This window comes from Advenella sp. S44 (genome assembly GCF_002810445.1).
In the GTDB taxonomy this organism is placed as follows: Bacteria; Pseudomonadota; Gammaproteobacteria; order Burkholderiales; family Burkholderiaceae_B; genus Advenella.
Genome location: NZ_NEXS01000009.1, coordinates 506,109 through 521,979, shown reverse-complemented (window position 1 = coordinate 521,979; position 15,871 = coordinate 506,109). Strand labels below are relative to the sequence as shown.

General features: G+C 53.6%; 14 protein-coding genes and 1 tRNA gene. 5 read left to right on the top strand and 10 right to left on the bottom strand.

Annotation, left to right across the window (positions count from 1 at the left end; all coding sequences use genetic code 11):
* Positions 1-11: 11 nt before the first annotated feature.
* From CAP48_RS16250 to CAP48_RS16240, 3 genes are all read left to right on the top strand, one after another.
* Complete coding sequence (locus tag CAP48_RS16250; protein ID WP_153045719.1) at positions 12-2,102, top strand: FAD-dependent oxidoreductase; 2,091 nt, start codon at positions 12-14, stop codon at positions 2,100-2,102.
* Between the two features lie 129 nt (positions 2,103-2,231).
* Positions 2,232-4,457: a glycoside hydrolase family 31 protein gene (locus CAP48_RS16245; RefSeq protein ID WP_369806369.1), complete on the top strand. Its 2,226-nt coding sequence runs from the start codon at positions 2,232-2,234 to the stop codon at positions 4,455-4,457.
* Positions 4,458-4,565: 108 nt separating this feature from the next.
* Positions 4,566-4,641, top strand: a tRNA-Lys gene (locus CAP48_RS16240).
* 97 nt (positions 4,642-4,738) lie between these two features.
* Here the strand turns inward: CAP48_RS16240 and CAP48_RS16235 are convergent.
* The 3 genes from CAP48_RS16235 to CAP48_RS16225 all read right to left on the bottom strand — a co-directional run bounded on the left by CAP48_RS16235 (position 4,739) and on the right by CAP48_RS16225 (position 7,474).
* Positions 4,739-5,608 (bottom strand): DNA-binding transcriptional regulator, encoded by an 870-nt coding sequence (locus CAP48_RS16235; protein ID WP_100698540.1) that lies wholly within the window; start codon positions 5,606-5,608, stop codon positions 4,739-4,741.
* Between the two features lie 110 nt (positions 5,609-5,718).
* Positions 5,719-6,468, bottom strand: coding sequence for an HpcH/HpaI aldolase/citrate lyase family protein (locus tag CAP48_RS16230; RefSeq protein WP_242444525.1), 750 nt, complete (start codon positions 6,466-6,468; stop codon positions 5,719-5,721).
* Positions 6,469-6,517: 49 nt separating this feature from the next.
* Positions 6,518-7,474: a tripartite tricarboxylate transporter substrate binding protein gene (locus CAP48_RS16225; protein WP_161495284.1), complete on the bottom strand. Its 957-nt coding sequence runs from the start codon at positions 7,472-7,474 to the stop codon at positions 6,518-6,520.
* Between the two features lie 211 nt (positions 7,475-7,685).
* Between CAP48_RS16225 and CAP48_RS16220 the strand changes: the two genes are divergently transcribed.
* Complete coding sequence (locus tag CAP48_RS16220) at positions 7,686-8,111, top strand: nuclear transport factor 2 family protein (RefSeq protein WP_242444535.1); 426 nt, start codon at positions 7,686-7,688, stop codon at positions 8,109-8,111.
* Positions 8,112-8,133: 22 nt separating this feature from the next.
* Here CAP48_RS16220 and CAP48_RS16215 read toward each other — a convergent pair whose 3' ends face one another.
* The 7 genes from CAP48_RS16215 to CAP48_RS16185 all read right to left on the bottom strand — a co-directional run bounded on the left by CAP48_RS16215 (position 8,134) and on the right by CAP48_RS16185 (position 14,629).
* Entirely contained in the window at positions 8,134-9,003 is an 870-nt protein-coding gene (locus CAP48_RS16215) for a hypothetical protein (protein ID WP_100698538.1), read from the bottom strand.
* Between the two features lie 42 nt (positions 9,004-9,045).
* Positions 9,046-9,672 (bottom strand): flavin reductase family protein, encoded by a 627-nt coding sequence (locus CAP48_RS16210; RefSeq protein WP_100698536.1) that lies wholly within the window; start codon positions 9,670-9,672, stop codon positions 9,046-9,048.
* Complete coding sequence (locus CAP48_RS16205; RefSeq protein WP_100698534.1) at positions 9,673-10,533, bottom strand: amidohydrolase; 861 nt, start codon at positions 10,531-10,533, stop codon at positions 9,673-9,675. It abuts the gene before it with no gap.
* A gap of 153 nt (positions 10,534-10,686) precedes the next feature.
* The gene (locus CAP48_RS16200) at positions 10,687-11,505 is read right to left on the bottom strand and encodes an amidohydrolase (RefSeq protein ID WP_100698532.1); all 819 of its coding nucleotides are present in this window, start codon (positions 11,503-11,505) and stop codon (positions 10,687-10,689) included.
* A gap of 10 nt (positions 11,506-11,515) precedes the next feature.
* The gene (locus tag CAP48_RS16195) at positions 11,516-12,538 is read right to left on the bottom strand and encodes a tripartite tricarboxylate transporter substrate binding protein (protein WP_161495283.1); all 1,023 of its coding nucleotides are present in this window, start codon (positions 12,536-12,538) and stop codon (positions 11,516-11,518) included.
* Between the two features lie 341 nt (positions 12,539-12,879).
* Positions 12,880-13,869 (bottom strand): tripartite tricarboxylate transporter substrate binding protein, encoded by a 990-nt coding sequence (locus CAP48_RS16190; RefSeq protein ID WP_100698528.1) that lies wholly within the window; start codon positions 13,867-13,869, stop codon positions 12,880-12,882.
* A gap of 376 nt (positions 13,870-14,245) precedes the next feature.
* Positions 14,246-14,629: a hypothetical protein gene (locus CAP48_RS16185; RefSeq protein ID WP_100698526.1), complete on the bottom strand. Its 384-nt coding sequence runs from the start codon at positions 14,627-14,629 to the stop codon at positions 14,246-14,248.
* A gap of 26 nt (positions 14,630-14,655) precedes the next feature.
* Here CAP48_RS16185 and CAP48_RS16180 point away from each other — a divergent pair, with 26 nt between their 5' ends.
* Positions 14,656-15,852, top strand: coding sequence for an MFS transporter (locus CAP48_RS16180; RefSeq protein ID WP_100698524.1), 1,197 nt, complete (start codon positions 14,656-14,658; stop codon positions 15,850-15,852).
* Positions 15,853-15,871: the final 19 nt, after the last annotated feature.

Here is a 15,871-nt window from a genome sequence, read left to right as displayed (position 1 = left end):
AAGATTATAAAATGAATACCTTTGCCCAGGTTCACATTGCAGCAAAACCGGGTATTCTTTATGACTACGACGCGATCGCATGGTATGGCGGGCCGGTACAGGCGCGAGCCACCGACGCGTGTCTGCCGTATTGCCGCAGGGAGAAAAAGTGGATGGGTGATGCCCTGAATAATGTCAGTGCCGTACTGGAACGGGCCATGGTGCATCTGCAAAAAAATATGCGGCAGGAACAGGTTTATACGGCCATCGTGCTTACTGCGCACCGCGCCGATGCTGCGGCCACGTTGTTGACATACTGGCAGCGCGAGGCACCTGCGCAGGCTCGATTGCATTTGGTGTTTTTTGAAGAGGTGGCCAGTGATCCGTCACAAACCCCGTCCAGTGCCGGCGCGTCGGCTTGTGCTGCTCTGAATACGCCTGCCAGAGATCCGGGCAATGCGCGCGCAAGCCTGAATGCGCTGCTGTCGCCGTCTGATAATGCCGGGGTACCGTTGTTGCCCGGGGTCCATCGTTTTGATGCGCCAGCGCTGCGAATGACGGTCACGCGCCTGATCGGCCCGCTGGCCAGCACCTTCTCGCAATTGGTCGCCGCCGTAGACCTGGTCCTCACAGATTCAAGCGGCGGGGTGGTCGATGTTGCCCATTATGCCGACAGCGTACTGCGCATGGCGGCGCCAACACTAGCCGTTGTCGCACCCGAGCCGGTGCTGGATCCGATACAGCAAGCCATCAGGAACAAGGGTTCACGTCATTTGGACCGGTACACGCTGGGCGGGGACTGGCAGGTGCTGCTCGCCGGGTTGCACAAACCGGCCAAACCGTGCGTCGCTGCGACCCGGACCGCCTGGGTTATCGGAGGCAGCCTGGCCGGCGCGGGTGTTGCCTATGCGCTGGCCTTGCGCGGCTGGCGCGTTCATGTAACCGACCCGGCGCTGGTTGCGAATCAGCCGGGACCGCAGGCTGGCCATCTTGCTGCCGCGCTTACGCCGCTTATTTCTGCGGATGATAATTTTAAAGCGCGCCTGAGCCGGGCCGGGGTTTATCGCGCGCATCAGCGCTGGGCTGATTTCGGTCCGGATATTATCCCTTCGCAAGAGGGAACGCTGGAGCTGGCTCGTAGCAAAGGGCATGCGCGGGATCTGTTGCAGGCCGTACAGGCTATGGCGTTTCCGCAAACCTGGGTCCGGCTGGTTGAGCCGCAGCAAGGAGCGATGCTGGCTGGCGTTGGCGTGATGCGCCACGGCGCATACTTTGCCAAAGGCATGGTCGTTTCGCCAGCTGCGCTTATTAAAAAACTGTTGTCGCATCCGAATATATTCTGTCATGGCACGCAAGTTGACGCCTTGAGCAAAGGGGAACAAGGATGGCAATTGCAATTTGAGCGCGATGGCCAAATTGAGCAAGTGGGCGAATGCGACACCGTGATTCTGGCGACCGCGGCCCGCACCCCCGCACTGTTGGCACGTAGTGGACTGGACCAGCAGACGCTGCGCTCGGGACGCAAGCAGCAGACGCTGCCGGCCATTATGTCCATGGATACGCTGGCAGGACAGGTCATGCATGTTCCGGCGGATTCGTTGCCGCAGGTGCCTGCCAGTGTGATCGGCGCGGAAGGGTATTTTTTGCCGCCGGTGCGAGGGCAGTGCGTTCTGGGCAGTACCTACGAGCGGCAGCCGGCGCCACAAGGAGGCACGTTTAGTGGCCAGCAGCAGATTGTGGACAAGCTGGCGCCGGCGTTGAAGCCGATGGTGCTGCAACCCGTGGCCAATGCCCTCGCAGCGGCAGGCGCGCGTGTCGCCGGAGCGCAGTTGGCCGCTGCGGGTTTGCAGCAGTCAACACAGATCGTGGCAGTTGAGGGGCAAGCCGCAGCGGACAGCGACGCGCCCGTCTTTGACGGCTGGGCCGGCACTCGGGCGGTTATCCGCGGTCGCCTGCCGGCCTTCGGTCCCGTGCGCCACGCCCCTGGGCTTTGGCTGGCTTGTGGTTATGCGTCTCATGGTCTGACCTGGTCGTCGCTGGCCGGCGATGTTATTGCCGCCATGCTCAACGCAGAGCCGGTTCCGCTGGAGCGCGATCTGCTGCAGGCGGTGGCGCCGCGCTGAAAAACCTGCGGAAAAGGCCCCTTCGCGCTTTGTTTTTTAGCCAAAACCCGGAATTGATTTTATTTTGTGTGGTAAATGAGTCAAAATAAGCGTTTTTAGGGAATCTCTTGCCCGTTTCCATGCCCCGGTATTTTCCCCTCACTGAAAAGAACTCACGTGATTCAATTTGATCGTCTTGTATTCAAGTCCGCTCATGCTACGCATGCCGAGTTTTCTACGGACACTGATTTATTGTTGCGCGTCGAGGCTCACGCCCCCGGCGTATTCAGGATCCTGGCAGGGTTGCCCGACAGGCTCTGCGAAGATAAGCAAACTGCCCGTCAGAAACAGCGCCAGGCGCTGACCATCGCGCGCGATGAGTGTATCGGTGACATGCTCACCGAATCGCTGATCGACGAATCGGGTTGGCGCTTCACGCAGGGTGACTTCTCTCTGGTCATCTGCAACAGCCCGCTGAACATTTCACTGTACCGCGGCGACACATGTCTTTTGTGTACCGACGATGACTTTGAAACGCCGCTGGTCATGGAGGCCCAAGATGCGCAGCCGGCCCATTGGTCGGTCATGTTCGATCTGCCGGACAACGAGCCGGTTTTCGGGCTTGGCGAAACCACGGGCGACTTCAATCGTCGCGGCGTGGAAGTTGTTTCCGACCTGAACGACTTCCGTTATCTGCCGCTTGCCTGGAGTTCCAAGGGCTGGGGCGTTTATGTGAACTCGCTGGAGCGGGTCATGCATGACCCTGGCACGCAAGACAATCCCAACACCTATCAGATTTTTATCGATGGTCCGGTCTTTGATCTGTTTCTCTTTGCCGGTGATGTCCCCGAGATTTTTAATCAGTATTCTGCACTCACCGGTCGGGCCGGCCAGCCCCCCTTGTGGGCGATGGGTGCCTGGATCCGCCAGCAGGCAGGGCAGGAGACGCAAAGTTTTATTACCCAGGCCGAAGCCATGCGTCAATCCCAGTTTCCACTGGACGTACTGGATTTTGCCCAACCGTCCATGGTGCAGTTTCAGGCAGACAAGCTGGCGCTCGAATGGGACGCCAGCCGCATAGAAGATGCGCGTCGCACGCTCGGCGCGCTGCGTGAAAAGTTTTTTGAAGTCTGTGTGCCGTCTTTTCCCGGCGTGCCGAAAAACTCGGTTCTGTTTGATGACCTGGAAGACCGCGGCTGGCTGCTCACCGATGACGATGGCAATGCCTTTGTCTTTGACGGCGTGCCGGAAAACGGCAACGTGTCATTTGGTCTGCTGGATCTGACCTATAAAGATGCGTATGCATTCTGGGTCGAGCGGCATCACCAGTTGGTTGACGAAGGCGTCGGTGCATTCCACAGTTCATTGCCGCTAGAGATTCCCGATGGGGTCAATGCGCGCAATGGCGAATCAGGCGCGCTTCTTCGGGAGTTGTATCCGCTCTTGCTGCGCCGGGCCCTGTTTGACGCCGTATCTATGAACAAGACCCCGACAGAAGGGGTGGTGCCGTCTGCCGACCTTATCATGGCCGTGCAACGCGTAGCATGGCAGAAAACGCTTCCCACAAGCAATGATTGGGATGGCCTGACGCAATGGTTGCGCCAGGCGCTTTCAGCCCAGGCCAGCGGCGTGATCGCGGTCACGCATGATTTGGGTAACGCCGCGCAGCTCGATGGGGATACCCCATTGGATGCCAACCTGTATTTGCGTATGTTGGGGCTTTGCGTCTTTTCTGCCGGGTTCTCTTTTCAGGCGACGCCCGCATTGTTGCCAGACGCCTATCCGGAAGAGGTCCAGGCGCAAATCCGTACCTTGCTGGGGCTGCGCTATCGCTTGATTCCGTATATCCATGGTGTGATTGAAGATGCCGTACGCACCGGGATGCCGGCGCAGCGCATGATGGCGCTGGCCTATCCGGACGATATCAAGGCGCGCGCCTGGGACCAGCAATTTATGCTGGGTCCGGCGCTGCTTGTGGCACCCGTGTTGCAGCCGGGCTCGTCAGTCAATGTGTATCTGCCCGAAGGCGATGCCTGGTGGGACCTGAACCTCAACCAACGCTATGAGGGCGGCCAGGTGCTCACGATTGAATGCGGACTGGACTCCGTGCCCGTATTCGGGCGTGAGGGCCACATGCTCTGTCTGGGGCCCGCTATCCGGCATATGGGAGAGTTCAACTCCGCGCGTATCCTGGATGAAGTCTGGATGTTCGGTATGCCCATGCATAACCCGGTGGTCATGCGCAACAAGATTCGCGTTATGCAGATGCAGGGCTCAAGTTATATCAAGGGCCTGGAAGGACTGAAGATTCTTCAGTCAGATGGGCTTGAAGTCAAACGCCGCGGCGCAGAAGTGCGCATTTCCCGCGAGCGTTAAATTTGTTGGAAAAATGGCGACATGGAAAAAAATTAGAATTTCTTTGTCGCAATTGTGCAAATAGTATTGACAGGAAATTCTAATTCCTTCATAATCTTTTTCTTTCCTGGGCTGGTAGCTCAGTCGGTAGAGCAGTGGACTTTTAATCCATTGGTCGCGAGTTCGAGTCTCGCCCAGCCCACCAGGAAGCTCTTGTAGAGAGAATAATTTAGCCGCTCCGTAAAAGAGCGGCTTTTTTATTGCCATATTTCGGTATTGGGTTTCTGCATGGAGCGAGACTGCTATTGTTCTGGCGGTAATACGGGCGCATCGCTGTTCTTATCATTCCCCTTGCGACGCTTAGCCTGTTTGACGGGGGGATGGTTGGCAAATTGCTCTGTCTTATCCAGATCGAGCAGGCGATCGCCAATGTTGCGAGAGAGATCCTGCAAATCCGACAAATAGGTGGATGCGGCTTTCTTCTCAGTCAGAATCGAGGAAAAGAATGTGATGCCCACTGTGGCAACCACACGGTTCTCAACGATAACCGGGACCGCAATTGTTTGTGAAATGGGGCGAACCGCCTTGTGCCTGGTCGCATAGCCAGCCCGACGTATATCGTCAAGCAGCCTGCAAAAAGTCATTCGGTCTTTCGCCAGCAAGTCTTCAGCGTCGTCAGAGAGCGCCAACGCATCAAGAATGATTTCCTGTTCGTGTTTGTCGCAGAATGCCAGATAGGCACGGCCTAACGCGCGGCTGGCCATGCTCAGGCGCATATTGATGGTCGAATGCAGAAGGGCTAGCGGGGATAACGGTATGGTGCTGTATCGCACTACGACAGCATTGTCTTCAAAAACAGCAATTGCCATCGGCCATTTGACTTTCAGTGTCATCGCATCCATTAAAGACATGGCTGCCTCGACAATTTTGGGTTCGCTGTGATAGCCCACTGACAGCGTTCGAACGCCCGATGTCAGATAGTATGCACCGTGTTGTGGCGCATGACGTACCAGTTTAAGACTTTCTAACGTACGCAGCAAACGTACGATAGTCGGCTTTGGCAGGTCTGTCTGGGTATATAACATTTCCACAGTAGACACTGCCTGCCGATTCATTGCCTGCAATAAGACAATGGCGCGCGTAACAGACCGAATGGGTTGAGAGGTGCTCAAAACACTTCCAGATTAAATATAGAACCAGCTGATTGCAGTGGATTCGTGAAAGGTCAGTCTCTGGACCATCAGACCCGGCTAAGCCATCATATTACACGACACAGCAGTAATTATGCGGTGCTTGAGCGTGTTGCTGCGGCTTGTGCGGCCTGACGCAGCAACGATTGATCGGAACCTAGTACGATCCAGTTTGCTCCCTTTTCCACGAACACATCTCGCTCGCCGATATTCCCGACAGCCACGCCGGCAATTTTTCCTGCTGACTTCGCACAATGGATCGCGTGCTCGCTCGCCTGTACGACACTTGCGTGCTTGGGGTCATCAAGGCCGAAGGAAAGCGCTAGATCGGCTCTCCCAATAAAAATCCCGTCAATACCTTCAACATTCAATATTTCTTCGACTGATTCCACGGCCATTTCACTTTCTATTTGTGCAATGATGAGATTGCCCTCGGCAGCGCTCAGACAGTCTTTCATACTCAATGTTCCATATTTTGCAGCGCGAGGCGAACTCGAAAAACCACGCTCTCCTCCCCTGTAACGGGCCCTGGAAACCACTAACTGCGCATGCTCGGCAGTGTCCACATGCGGCACGAGCAATCCAGCAGCGCCAACGTCAAGCACAGAAAGAATAGTTGAAGAAGCCATGTCTGGAATGCGTACCATCAAAGGCCAGTTAGCGGCCTTGCCGGCAAGCATAAGCATGTCCAATGCTGAACGATCCAGTGGTGCGTGCTCAGCGTCGAGTACACCGAAATCCAGCGAGGTGAGTCCTAAAATTTCAATTACATGGGGCGAATTGGTTTTAACAAAAGTGCCAATATGCGTTGCATTTGGGGAAGGTCTGGATAATTTCATCATGCTCGCTCCTAAAAGCGTGTCGGATATTCAGGATGCTGCAAACTGGGCGCTATTTGATTTTCATTCCCATGTCTTGCATCAGCTTGGTGAAGTATGTGTCCTCCTCCTGCACGGCTTCGGCATATTTGGCAGGACCCAGAAACTCGATTTCGTTGTAGCTATCTCGCATGAGGTCAACATAGTGTTTGTCTGAGACCGCATACTCGACGGCCTCAGAAAATTGCCTGACAATCTCACGAGGGGTTTCGCGAGGCATGAAGAAGCCATAGCGCGATACCACAGCAACATCCACGCCTTTCTCACGCATTGTAGGCACATCGCTGGACGTAGGGAAGCGTTGCTCGCCGGTTACGGCCAAGGCAACCAATTTGCCGGCTTTGACCTGCGGCATGACGATGCTTGGTGTGGCAACAGCCGTTTCTACAATATCGCTAAGTAACGCAGTCAGTGCGGGCCCGCCCCCTTGGTAAGGAACTTCCTCTATTGATATTCCGGCAGCCGCCGCCATTGCATCGGCGGCCATTTGCGTAGAGGTGCCATGTCCAGGTGAAGCGTAATTAATCTTTCCCGGCTCGGATTTGGCCTGCGAGAGGAAATCGTCGAATGTTTTCATTCTGGAATTGGCGCGTGCCACGAGCGTAAAGGGGATAGATATCACATTGGCAACCGGTGCGAAGCTTCTCCAGGTATATGTCGCGCCGGTGACCTTAGGCGCAGTAACGATAGCGCCACTGCCTGCAAACAGGACCGTGTATCCGTCCGGCTTGCTTGATGCAACACGAGCTGATCCAACAACACCGCCGGCGCCACCTACGTTCTCAACAACGATTGGCTGGCCGAGCCTTTCCTGTAAGCGCTCTTGCAAAGGTCGTATATACAGATCAGACCCGCCTGGTGCATAAGGCACGATGACCCGAATGGGTTTCACAGGGTAATCACTTGCGGAAAATCCTGTCTGGGGAAGCATGAACACCCCCATCGCAGTGGCAAATCGTATGAAATTCAAGACGTGTCTCCCTGGCATTTATTGTTGTGTCGATTCTGTTTGCTACTTTGGAAATGAGTATACGGATCTGGAAATAGGCCGCCAACCATTGTGTTTCAGCTTTCCGACAGACGAAATGTTGTCTCATGCTTGTGGTCGCTGATCATGGACTGCAGTAACATGAAAGCCATTCTATAAATCCACTTTTTATGTGAGGATGCTGATGCAGGAGATGCTTTCAGTGCGGCACGAACTCGAGGCGCTGGCCATTGAGTACTGGCATGAGGTCGACGCGAATCGGGGGGATAAGGCGCACGAATTTTATACCGAAGACGCAACTTTTTCGACCAGCCTCAGGACCCGTCAGGGGCACAAGGAGATACAAGAGTTTTATCAGTCACGCAGGCAGCGGGGCGCACGCCTTTCGTTACATATCGTGCAAAATTTCAGGATAGCCAAAATGCAGGATAAGCTGGCGTGCTGTAATTACATTTTGAGTCTATATGCAGCAGATGGTGAGCCCGTCCTGCCTTCCAAGGCTCCGATCATGATTGCGACGGTACAAGAAACCGCAGAGCGTCAACCCGACCGCACGTGGCGATATCGAGACCGCACACTCACTGCACTGTTTCGTGACGACACACCCACTACCGGTTGATCCGGTTACTGGCTGGACCGGGTTATTCATCCCTGGTGTAATCGCCGGCATTATATACCCACCCTTTGGCAATGAAATCAGCCCGAGGGGGCGAAAATATATCCACCAGAATGTGCTCCTCTTCTCCCACCCCTTCCGTGGTATGCACGAGATTGACAGGAATGACCAGAAGAGAGGGAGAGGACGCGACACAATGCTCATCGTCCTGCCAAAGATCGGCATTCTTGCTCCACTCGACACGAAGATGATGGACAAAATTACCCCGGATTGCAAGAGAGCCTTGCTCATGGTTGGCGTGGCGATGAGGACTTAGCTGCGAACGCGCACGTGGTCCGTGGTAAGCCACCCAATTAATACTGAGCGTTTGTGTCTGAATGATTTTCAGGCGCGGATTGTCTGCTGCAGAGGCGATATCGTCTAATAGCAGTACCTGGACTTCCCCGTTGCCAACACACCTGCGATAGGGAGTTCCGATGGGATCAATGCGTGGGTCCGGATCCGAATAGGCCTCCGCGTTTAACGCCTCCTCCATATCGAGATCGACCCGGGAAGACGCGATCACGGCATATCGTCCACCGGGTTCGACCGCGAGAGTAAACGCCCCTGCTGGAACGATGCATGCAGCACCAGCCGTTGCCGGAACAGCGGGCTTGTTTTCGCGGAGAATTTCGCCGCCAGTATCGGGCATGAGCACCAGCGTTTCGTATTCGCTTTCTATGGCAATCGTTTCTTTGACATCGCTGGCTTCAATCCATTCCATCAGGAAATTTTGTCCCCGCATCAACCAGCGTCGCAGCGATCCCACTTGTTTCGAGAAGGCTTCATCAAAGTGTTGAAAACTCCGCTTTCTGACGCTGAGTTCGCTGTTCGCCTGATCTGAAGATAGTGACATACTGATTCTCCTTGAGAAGTAAGTAACAGCGTTCCGGTGTTGCTAACCTGCACGGCGAAACGGAGCGGGCATCTGTAATATTGTGCCGACAGTCGCGTAGTCGAATCCGCCCAGACGTGTAAGTGGCTTGGCGCGAACCACATCAAAACGGCCTTCTGCGGTCAAAAATTGTTCTGCCATGTGTATTCCAACGACTCGTCCAAACACAGTGCTGCTTCGTGTTTCTCCGGGGTATTCAGCTAGTATTTCCACGATCTGCAGAAGTTCACATTCGAGATTTGCCGGCGCATCTGCAACCCGAGGTGCTCGTACCTTCACCGACGGCGCTTTTTTCAGATTTGCAAGTTCAAATTCGTCTACGCCATGAGGACAGGGTGTTGAAGTCAAATTCATCGCTTCGCGTAAATCCCATGACACCAGATTGGTTACAAATTCCTTTGTTTCTCTCACATTCGCGAGGGTGTCTTTTTCAGCTCGGTCATCCGGTGTATTGCAAGAAAACATTACGACTGGCGGGGCAGTTGATACCAGATTGAATTGGGAAAATGGCGCCAGGTTCACTTGTCCTGAGTGACTGATTGTGCTTATCCAGCCAATCGGGCGCGGTGCGACAATCGCATTGAATAAGGAGCGTTTGAAGCCCGATGTCGAAAGAGGGTCAAGAAACATTTATTGTCCTTCAAATCCAAAAATCCGGGCAGGGTTTTCCCATAATACTTTGCGCCTATCCTCGATGGCCGGAAACCACCGGGACAGTACTGAGAGTTCAGGACCATAATCTATTCGAGCTCGAGCGCGAAGAAATGGCCAATCGGATCCCCAAATGCAACGGTCTACCGTAAACGCATCGATGAGCTTTTCAACATAGGGATCGGTATCGTAATAGGGCCATCCCTGTTTTGAGCAGCGAAAAACGGCAGATAGCTTGATAATCGCATTATGTGAACGGCCAAGTTCCAGCAATGCCTGAAATCCTTTCTGTTCGACACCGTTATCGAGCACCGGTCTGCCGCAGTGATCAATGACTATAGGCGCCTTGCAGAGCTGCAGAATACGTTTGGTTTCCAGAAGATGAGCTTCCTCGTGGTAGTGAATCTGCACGATAAGGCCGCGCTCCTGCGCCAACGATAGCAGTCGTGCTCCGCCGGCCCCATCGATAGCCGGACTGGCAGGAAAGCTCAGGTTGAAGCGGACTCCAATGATGCCCGCATGCATCATTGTGTCCAGTTGGGATTCTGATATATCATGAGGTACAACTGCTATCCCCTTGAAACGTCCACCGGAGGCGGCAATTACGTCCAGCATATTACGGTTATCAACGCCGTACCCACCGAGTGGATTAATCAATACAGCATGGCTGATTCCGTGGGCATCCAATACAGCGCCGTATTGTTTGGCCGTCCCTGTTTCATTGGGCAGTATTGAGAAACCGCTACTTTCATGGAAAGGGTACTTCTCGAGGTCATACACATGAGCGTGCGTATCGACGGCAAAGGAGGGCTGACTGTCTGGTGACGTAGTTGAAATCATGGTATGTACAATAGGGATAAATGCATAGTCTGATTGAAGGCTCAGTGTAGGAGGGCTTAAATTTTGCGTCAACGGCAAGTTCAGAGCTTTTCACACGATGGAAAGATGGCAGGTCCTGAATAACTCAGGGAAAGCAGAAAAATCTTTGCAGGATCATGAAAAATATAGCTTTAATGCCGTCTCGCCTGCAATCTTGCGACGTGCCTGCTGATTGGGCACCCACCTTGTAAAGGCCGCTATCGTGTCGGCGTAACTTACCCGATCCTCAAAGGCCGCAAAAGGCCAATCACTTCCCCACAAGAGACGTTCAGGGCCTGCTGACTTGAGAAGCTCGGCGGCGCATGTGCTTGCTAAATTTTCAGAGGGCAGCCTGAAGCCAGCAGACAATTTGACCCAGGTATTGCCTTTGTCGACAGATCGCAATACTGCCTGAAAACCTGGCGCATTCAGACCATGTTGCTCATCGGGACGCCCGAAGTGATCTATCACCACTTTCACACCGGTCTGTTCTAATAAACGCAGGGTTTCCGGCAGGCGGTAACTGTCGTCATGCACATGCACGTGCCAATCGAGGTCCGCGACACGCTTGAGTAAATATTGGTACTCATCTGAGGCAAGATCAGGCCGGTTCTCGACGTTTCGCCATTGCAATCGTATACCGACTACGCCATCGGCTTTCATCCGCTCCAGCGTGTACATGTCGAGCCGTGGGTGAGCGATGATGGTCGTACGTAGACGGGGATGTTGCCGACACGCTCTAATGTGATAATCGTTGTAGTCACCATAGATGCTGGCAGCGGCGAGTACGGCGAACTGCACGCCGTGCCTGTTCAGAACCGATAGATAGTCTTTCATGGACGCGTCATGCGCAGGTCTGTGCCAGGCCCGTGCATTCAAGGGCATATCAAGGGTATAGAGGTGCGCGTGAGTGTCCACCAGAGGCGCTTCGGCAGATGCAGGTTGAGATATCATGATAGTTGTATTATTTGGTGGTTGATGAAGAAAGCCGGGCCGCGAGTGGCTGCCACTTTTCAAGCTCAGCGCTGATGAAGTCTCCAAAGTGGTCAGACGTTCCGCCCAGCGGTCGCAAGCCCATTTTGTCCAGACTGGCACGGTCGTCCTGACGATTTAAGAATGCATTGCCACGCTGATTCAGTGTGTTAACGATTTCCGCGGGGGTCCCGGCTGGACCCACCAATCCGATCCATCCTGTTGATGATGTCGGAATGCCAGATTCGCGCAAGGTCGGTGTATTCGGCAGGGACGGGTCTCGCTTCTCTCCCAAAGACGCGATGGCTCGCGCTTTGCCCGATTCAATTTGCGGCAGGTAAGTCGGCACGAGGTCAATACTAAAATCAACCACACCCGCTACCAGATCGTTCATGGCAGGCGTTGAACCCTTATAAGGAACGTGAATCATCTTTGTGCTGGTTTGCTCTTGTATCATCTCGCCTGCCATATGGCCCATCGATCCATTGCCTGCGGAGGCGTAGTTAAACTTTCCAGGCTCTTTCTTCAGGGCCGAAATCAATTCGGGCATGGTCTTGACGGCAGTTGAAGGATTGGCGACCAGCACCAAGGGTGCTTCCGCAATCAATAGGATCGGAGCAAAATCAGTTACCGGGTCAAAAGACGTGGTCTCGTACATCAGTTTGTTTAACGACAACGGGCCGGTCGTCGAGAGCAGCAACGTGTACCCGTCGGCCGGTGCTGTTGCGACGAACGTTGCACCGATATTGCCGTTGGCGCCCGCACGATTTTCAACGATAAAGGGCTGCCCCAGTGTGTCTGCAAAATATCTGGCCATCAATCTAGCTAACAAATCTGTCGAGCCGCCAACGGGGTAGGGAACGATAATACGAACCGGTTTGCTGGGCCATGCTGACTGAGCATGTGCGCAGGAGACCGCTGCTAATGAGAAGATGCCTACTATCGTTAGGGTCAAACGAGAAGCGACCCGATAACAAACAGTGAATAGCGTGAAACGATGGGCGAAAATTCTCATTTTTGTCTCCATAATTATTTGAGAAAGTGTTGCATGTCATTCTATCGTTAACTATTTAGCGTAGGCTACGCGACAAAATGAATATTTCGCTGGGCGGAATGATAGTGCAGTCAAGAAACGAAAATACGGCACTTGTGGACGGCCTGTTTCACTATTTATACACGGTGAAGCATGCCGTTCTGGCTTGGCGACGAGACCTCAGAGGTCGTTAACCATTGCAGATGGATAGGGTTTTCGAGCGACACTCGGGAATAACTAAACCAATAAAAATGCCTGGCTCCGACCGGGACTGGAGAAAAAGTCGAATGGAGGCCGTCGATTGTCAGAGGACACGTTATTTTTCATTGCTGACCACCAAGATTTATTGCCGTGGCAACTTCACCGTAGGTTTCGAGTTCGAAGGCCAATTTTTCAGCAAACTGCGTTGGCGTTAATGGTTTTGCTGCGACGCTACCTTGGGCGAGCAGAGCCTTTTTAAACTCGTCAGTTTGAATAATCTCATTTACGTCATTGTTTATCCTGGAGACAACTTCTGACGGTGTGTGTGCCGGGGCCAGGAGACCGTGCCATGTACTGACGATAAAATCGGGTATGCCACTTTCGGCGAAAGTCGGAACGTCCGGCAACTGTTCCAGACGCTCATTCGAGGCAACAGCCAAGGCTCGCAATTTTCCCTGCTTAAGGAAACTCATGACGCTGCCGGTCGACGGCATTGACATATCTACGACTCCACCGATCAAGTCTGTCAAACCCTGCGAAGCCCCCTTGTAGGGTACATGCATAATTTTGGTCCCTGTTTTCAACTGGAATATTTCACCCGCCAAATGGGGGATACCACCGATGCCCTGCGAGGCGTAGCTAAAGTTTTCGGGTGCTTCTTTTATGGCCTCTATCAGTGGGTCGAGTTTTTGATAGGGGGAGTTCGCGTTCACTACCAATATATTATTGACGTCAACGGTCATCGCTATGGGTGTGAAAGATGTCTCAACGTCGTACCGCAAATCTTTGTTGACGAATTTGTTCAGGTTATGGCTGGTGGCGGTTACAAGAATGGTGTAGCCATCCGGCTTGGCATGCGCGACGAGGTTGGCAGCGATTGTACCGTTAGCGCCCGGGCGGTTATCTACAATAACGGACTGCCCCCAACGTTTCGATAGCGCTTGCGCGAGTAGCCGTGCAGACTGATCAATGGCTCCTCCTGGGCTATAGCCCACAACAAAAGTGACCGGGCGGGCAGGAAAATCTTCAGCCGCGGAAGCGTTGCAGAATAAAGCTGCGAAAACAGCAAAAGTGCATGCGAAACCGCGACGTAATTCTGCTTGGATTCTCATGAGTGTTGTCTCCTTAAATTCAGACTTTTTTGTTGTTTGCGCAATTGCGAATGCAATATGTCGTTATTCATACTCGGCGTGACCAGAGTGGGAACTAAGCGTCCAAGTGTAAGAGACGATTTTAAATTGCGTCAACGACAGGGTTCGAACTTTTCGCGTGACGAAATATGCAATTCGAAGGGAACCTCTGTGGCTGACCCTGCAATGTCACCGGCGCTTTTCCGATTCGTGGGAACACTAGTTCGGCAAAGCAGATGGCTTCTTCCTGATATGGGTAACCGGGCAGAACAAATGTATCGATGCCGAGATCAGCGTACTGCTGCAACCGTTGCGCGATTGTTTTGGGAACACCGACAAGCCAGATACCAGCGCCGCCTCATATCAAACCATCGCCGCCCCGTATCTTGGGCGCCACTTCAAGGCAATCACGCCTGCCATGATGCAGAGTGCTCATGCGTTGCAGCCCGACGGAGTTTATTTGCGCATAGTTTTTCTGGGTGCGCGATTGTTCTAGCCCACTAGGAAACGCTTGTAGAAAGAGTAATTTAGCCGCTTCGTAAGAAAGCGGCTTTTTTATTGCCCACTCGTATATAGTCTTTTTACCTACTCGAATATTGTCGTGTTTCTTGCAATTATAAAATTTCTGTTTTGTCGCACGAAAGGTGTTGAATGACTGACGAGCTTGATAAAAAAGTAATAAAAGAACGTAATGTGCTGCGCCGCTGTCCCTGTGAACACGGCGGTTAAAATGACTGGACATTATCCCGCTTGAGCAAGGACAGCCCCATGGCAGACAGCAGTTTCAGTTTAAAAAGCATCGCCGTACCCGCATATGGCCCGGCGCTGCTTTTCGGATTTGCCAACGGCGCGATTCTTCCTGTGATTGCATTGAGCGCCCGCGATCTGGGTGCAACGCCTGCGCTGGCCGGGCTGATTATTGCACTGATCGGTCTGGGCTCGCTATTGGCCAATATTCCTGCTGCCCTGATCACGTCGCGCATTGGTGAGCGTCGCGCGCTGTTGTGCGCTTCGGCCATCACGATCGTGGCCGTACTGCTGTGTATTTTTGCGGGTCATGTGCTGTTACTGGCGTTGGCAACGTTGCTGATAGGCATTTCAACTTCGGTCTTCTTTCTGGCCAGGCAAACCTATATGATTGAGGCCGTGCCTTTTTACATGCGGGCCAGGGCGTTGTCCGTTCTTGGCGGGGTGAACCGTATCGGCATGTTTGCCGGGCCGTTCGCTGGTGCCGCAGTGATGCATTTTGTCGGATTGTCTGGCGCCTACTGGGTGGGCGTGGTCGCTTTGTTGGCATCCTGGGTGCTGACATACTTCATGCCTGACCTGAAGGTGAAGCCTACAACCCAGAATGTGTCTTCGGCGCAGCCCCGCATGATGCGTATTGCACGTGAACATGCGAGTGTCTTCATGTCACTGGGTCTGGCCGTATTGCTGATCAGCGCCATGCGCTCTGCAAGACAGATTGTGATTCCCTTGTGGGCCGATTATATCGGCCTGAGCCCGACTGCGACATCGATTGTATTCGGCTTGTCCTCAGCCGTCGATATGCTCATGTTCTATCCTGCCGGCAAGATTATGGACGAATGGGGGCGGCTATGGGTTGCCTTGCCGTGCACACTGATTATGGGTATTTCGTTTGTGATCATGCCTTTTACCATGACAGTGTTTTCGTTTATCGTGGTCGCCATGCTGATGGGACTGGGCAACGGATTTGGCTCGGGAATCAATATGACGCTGGGCGCGGATGCCTCGCCCGATCATGGACGCACCGAATTTCTGGGGCTTTGGCGGCTGATCAGCGATGTCGGCACTAGTGCCGGTCCCTTCCTGTTGTCCGGCATGACCGCGCTGGTCTCGCTGGGAGCGGGCATTATGTTGACCGGCGGCTTCGGATTTATATCCGCCGCTATTTTCTGGCGTTTCCTGCCGCGCCCGCGCAAGATGAAAGTACGCGGCAAGTAAACCATAGGCATTTGCAGAT

What these genes read in the sequence shown, in the direction of transcription:
- CAP48_RS16230 (WP_242444525.1), bottom strand. Translation starts at nt 6,468, where the DNA reads ATGATGAAATTATCCAGACCTTCCCCAAATGCAACGCATATTGGCACT.
- CAP48_RS16195 (WP_161495283.1), bottom strand. Translation starts at nt 12,538, where the DNA reads ATGAGAATTTTCGCCCATCGTTTCACGCTATTCACTGTTTGTTATCGG.
- CAP48_RS16200 (WP_100698532.1), bottom strand. Translation starts at nt 11,505, where the DNA reads ATGATATCTCAACCTGCATCTGCCGAAGCGCCTCTGGTGGACACTCAC.
- CAP48_RS16190 (WP_100698528.1), bottom strand. Translation starts at nt 13,869, where the DNA reads ATGAGAATCCAAGCAGAATTACGTCGCGGTTTCGCATGCACTTTTGCT.
- CAP48_RS16205 (WP_100698534.1), bottom strand. Translation starts at nt 10,533, where the DNA reads ATGATTTCAACTACGTCACCAGACAGTCAGCCCTCCTTTGCCGTCGAT.
- CAP48_RS16250 (WP_153045719.1), top strand. Translation starts at nt 12, where the DNA reads ATGAATACCTTTGCCCAGGTTCACATTGCAGCAAAACCGGGTATTCTT.
- CAP48_RS16220 (WP_242444535.1), top strand. Translation starts at nt 7,686, where the DNA reads ATGCTTTCAGTGCGGCACGAACTCGAGGCGCTGGCCATTGAGTACTGG.
- CAP48_RS16215 (WP_100698538.1), bottom strand. Translation starts at nt 9,003, where the DNA reads ATGTCACTATCTTCAGATCAGGCGAACAGCGAACTCAGCGTCAGAAAG.
- CAP48_RS16185 (WP_100698526.1), bottom strand. Translation starts at nt 14,629, where the DNA reads ATGTCCAGTCATTTTAACCGCCGTGTTCACAGGGACAGCGGCGCAGCA.
- CAP48_RS16180 (WP_100698524.1), top strand. Translation starts at nt 14,656, where the DNA reads ATGGCAGACAGCAGTTTCAGTTTAAAAAGCATCGCCGTACCCGCATAT.
- CAP48_RS16210 (WP_100698536.1), bottom strand. Translation starts at nt 9,672, where the DNA reads ATGTTTCTTGACCCTCTTTCGACATCGGGCTTCAAACGCTCCTTATTC.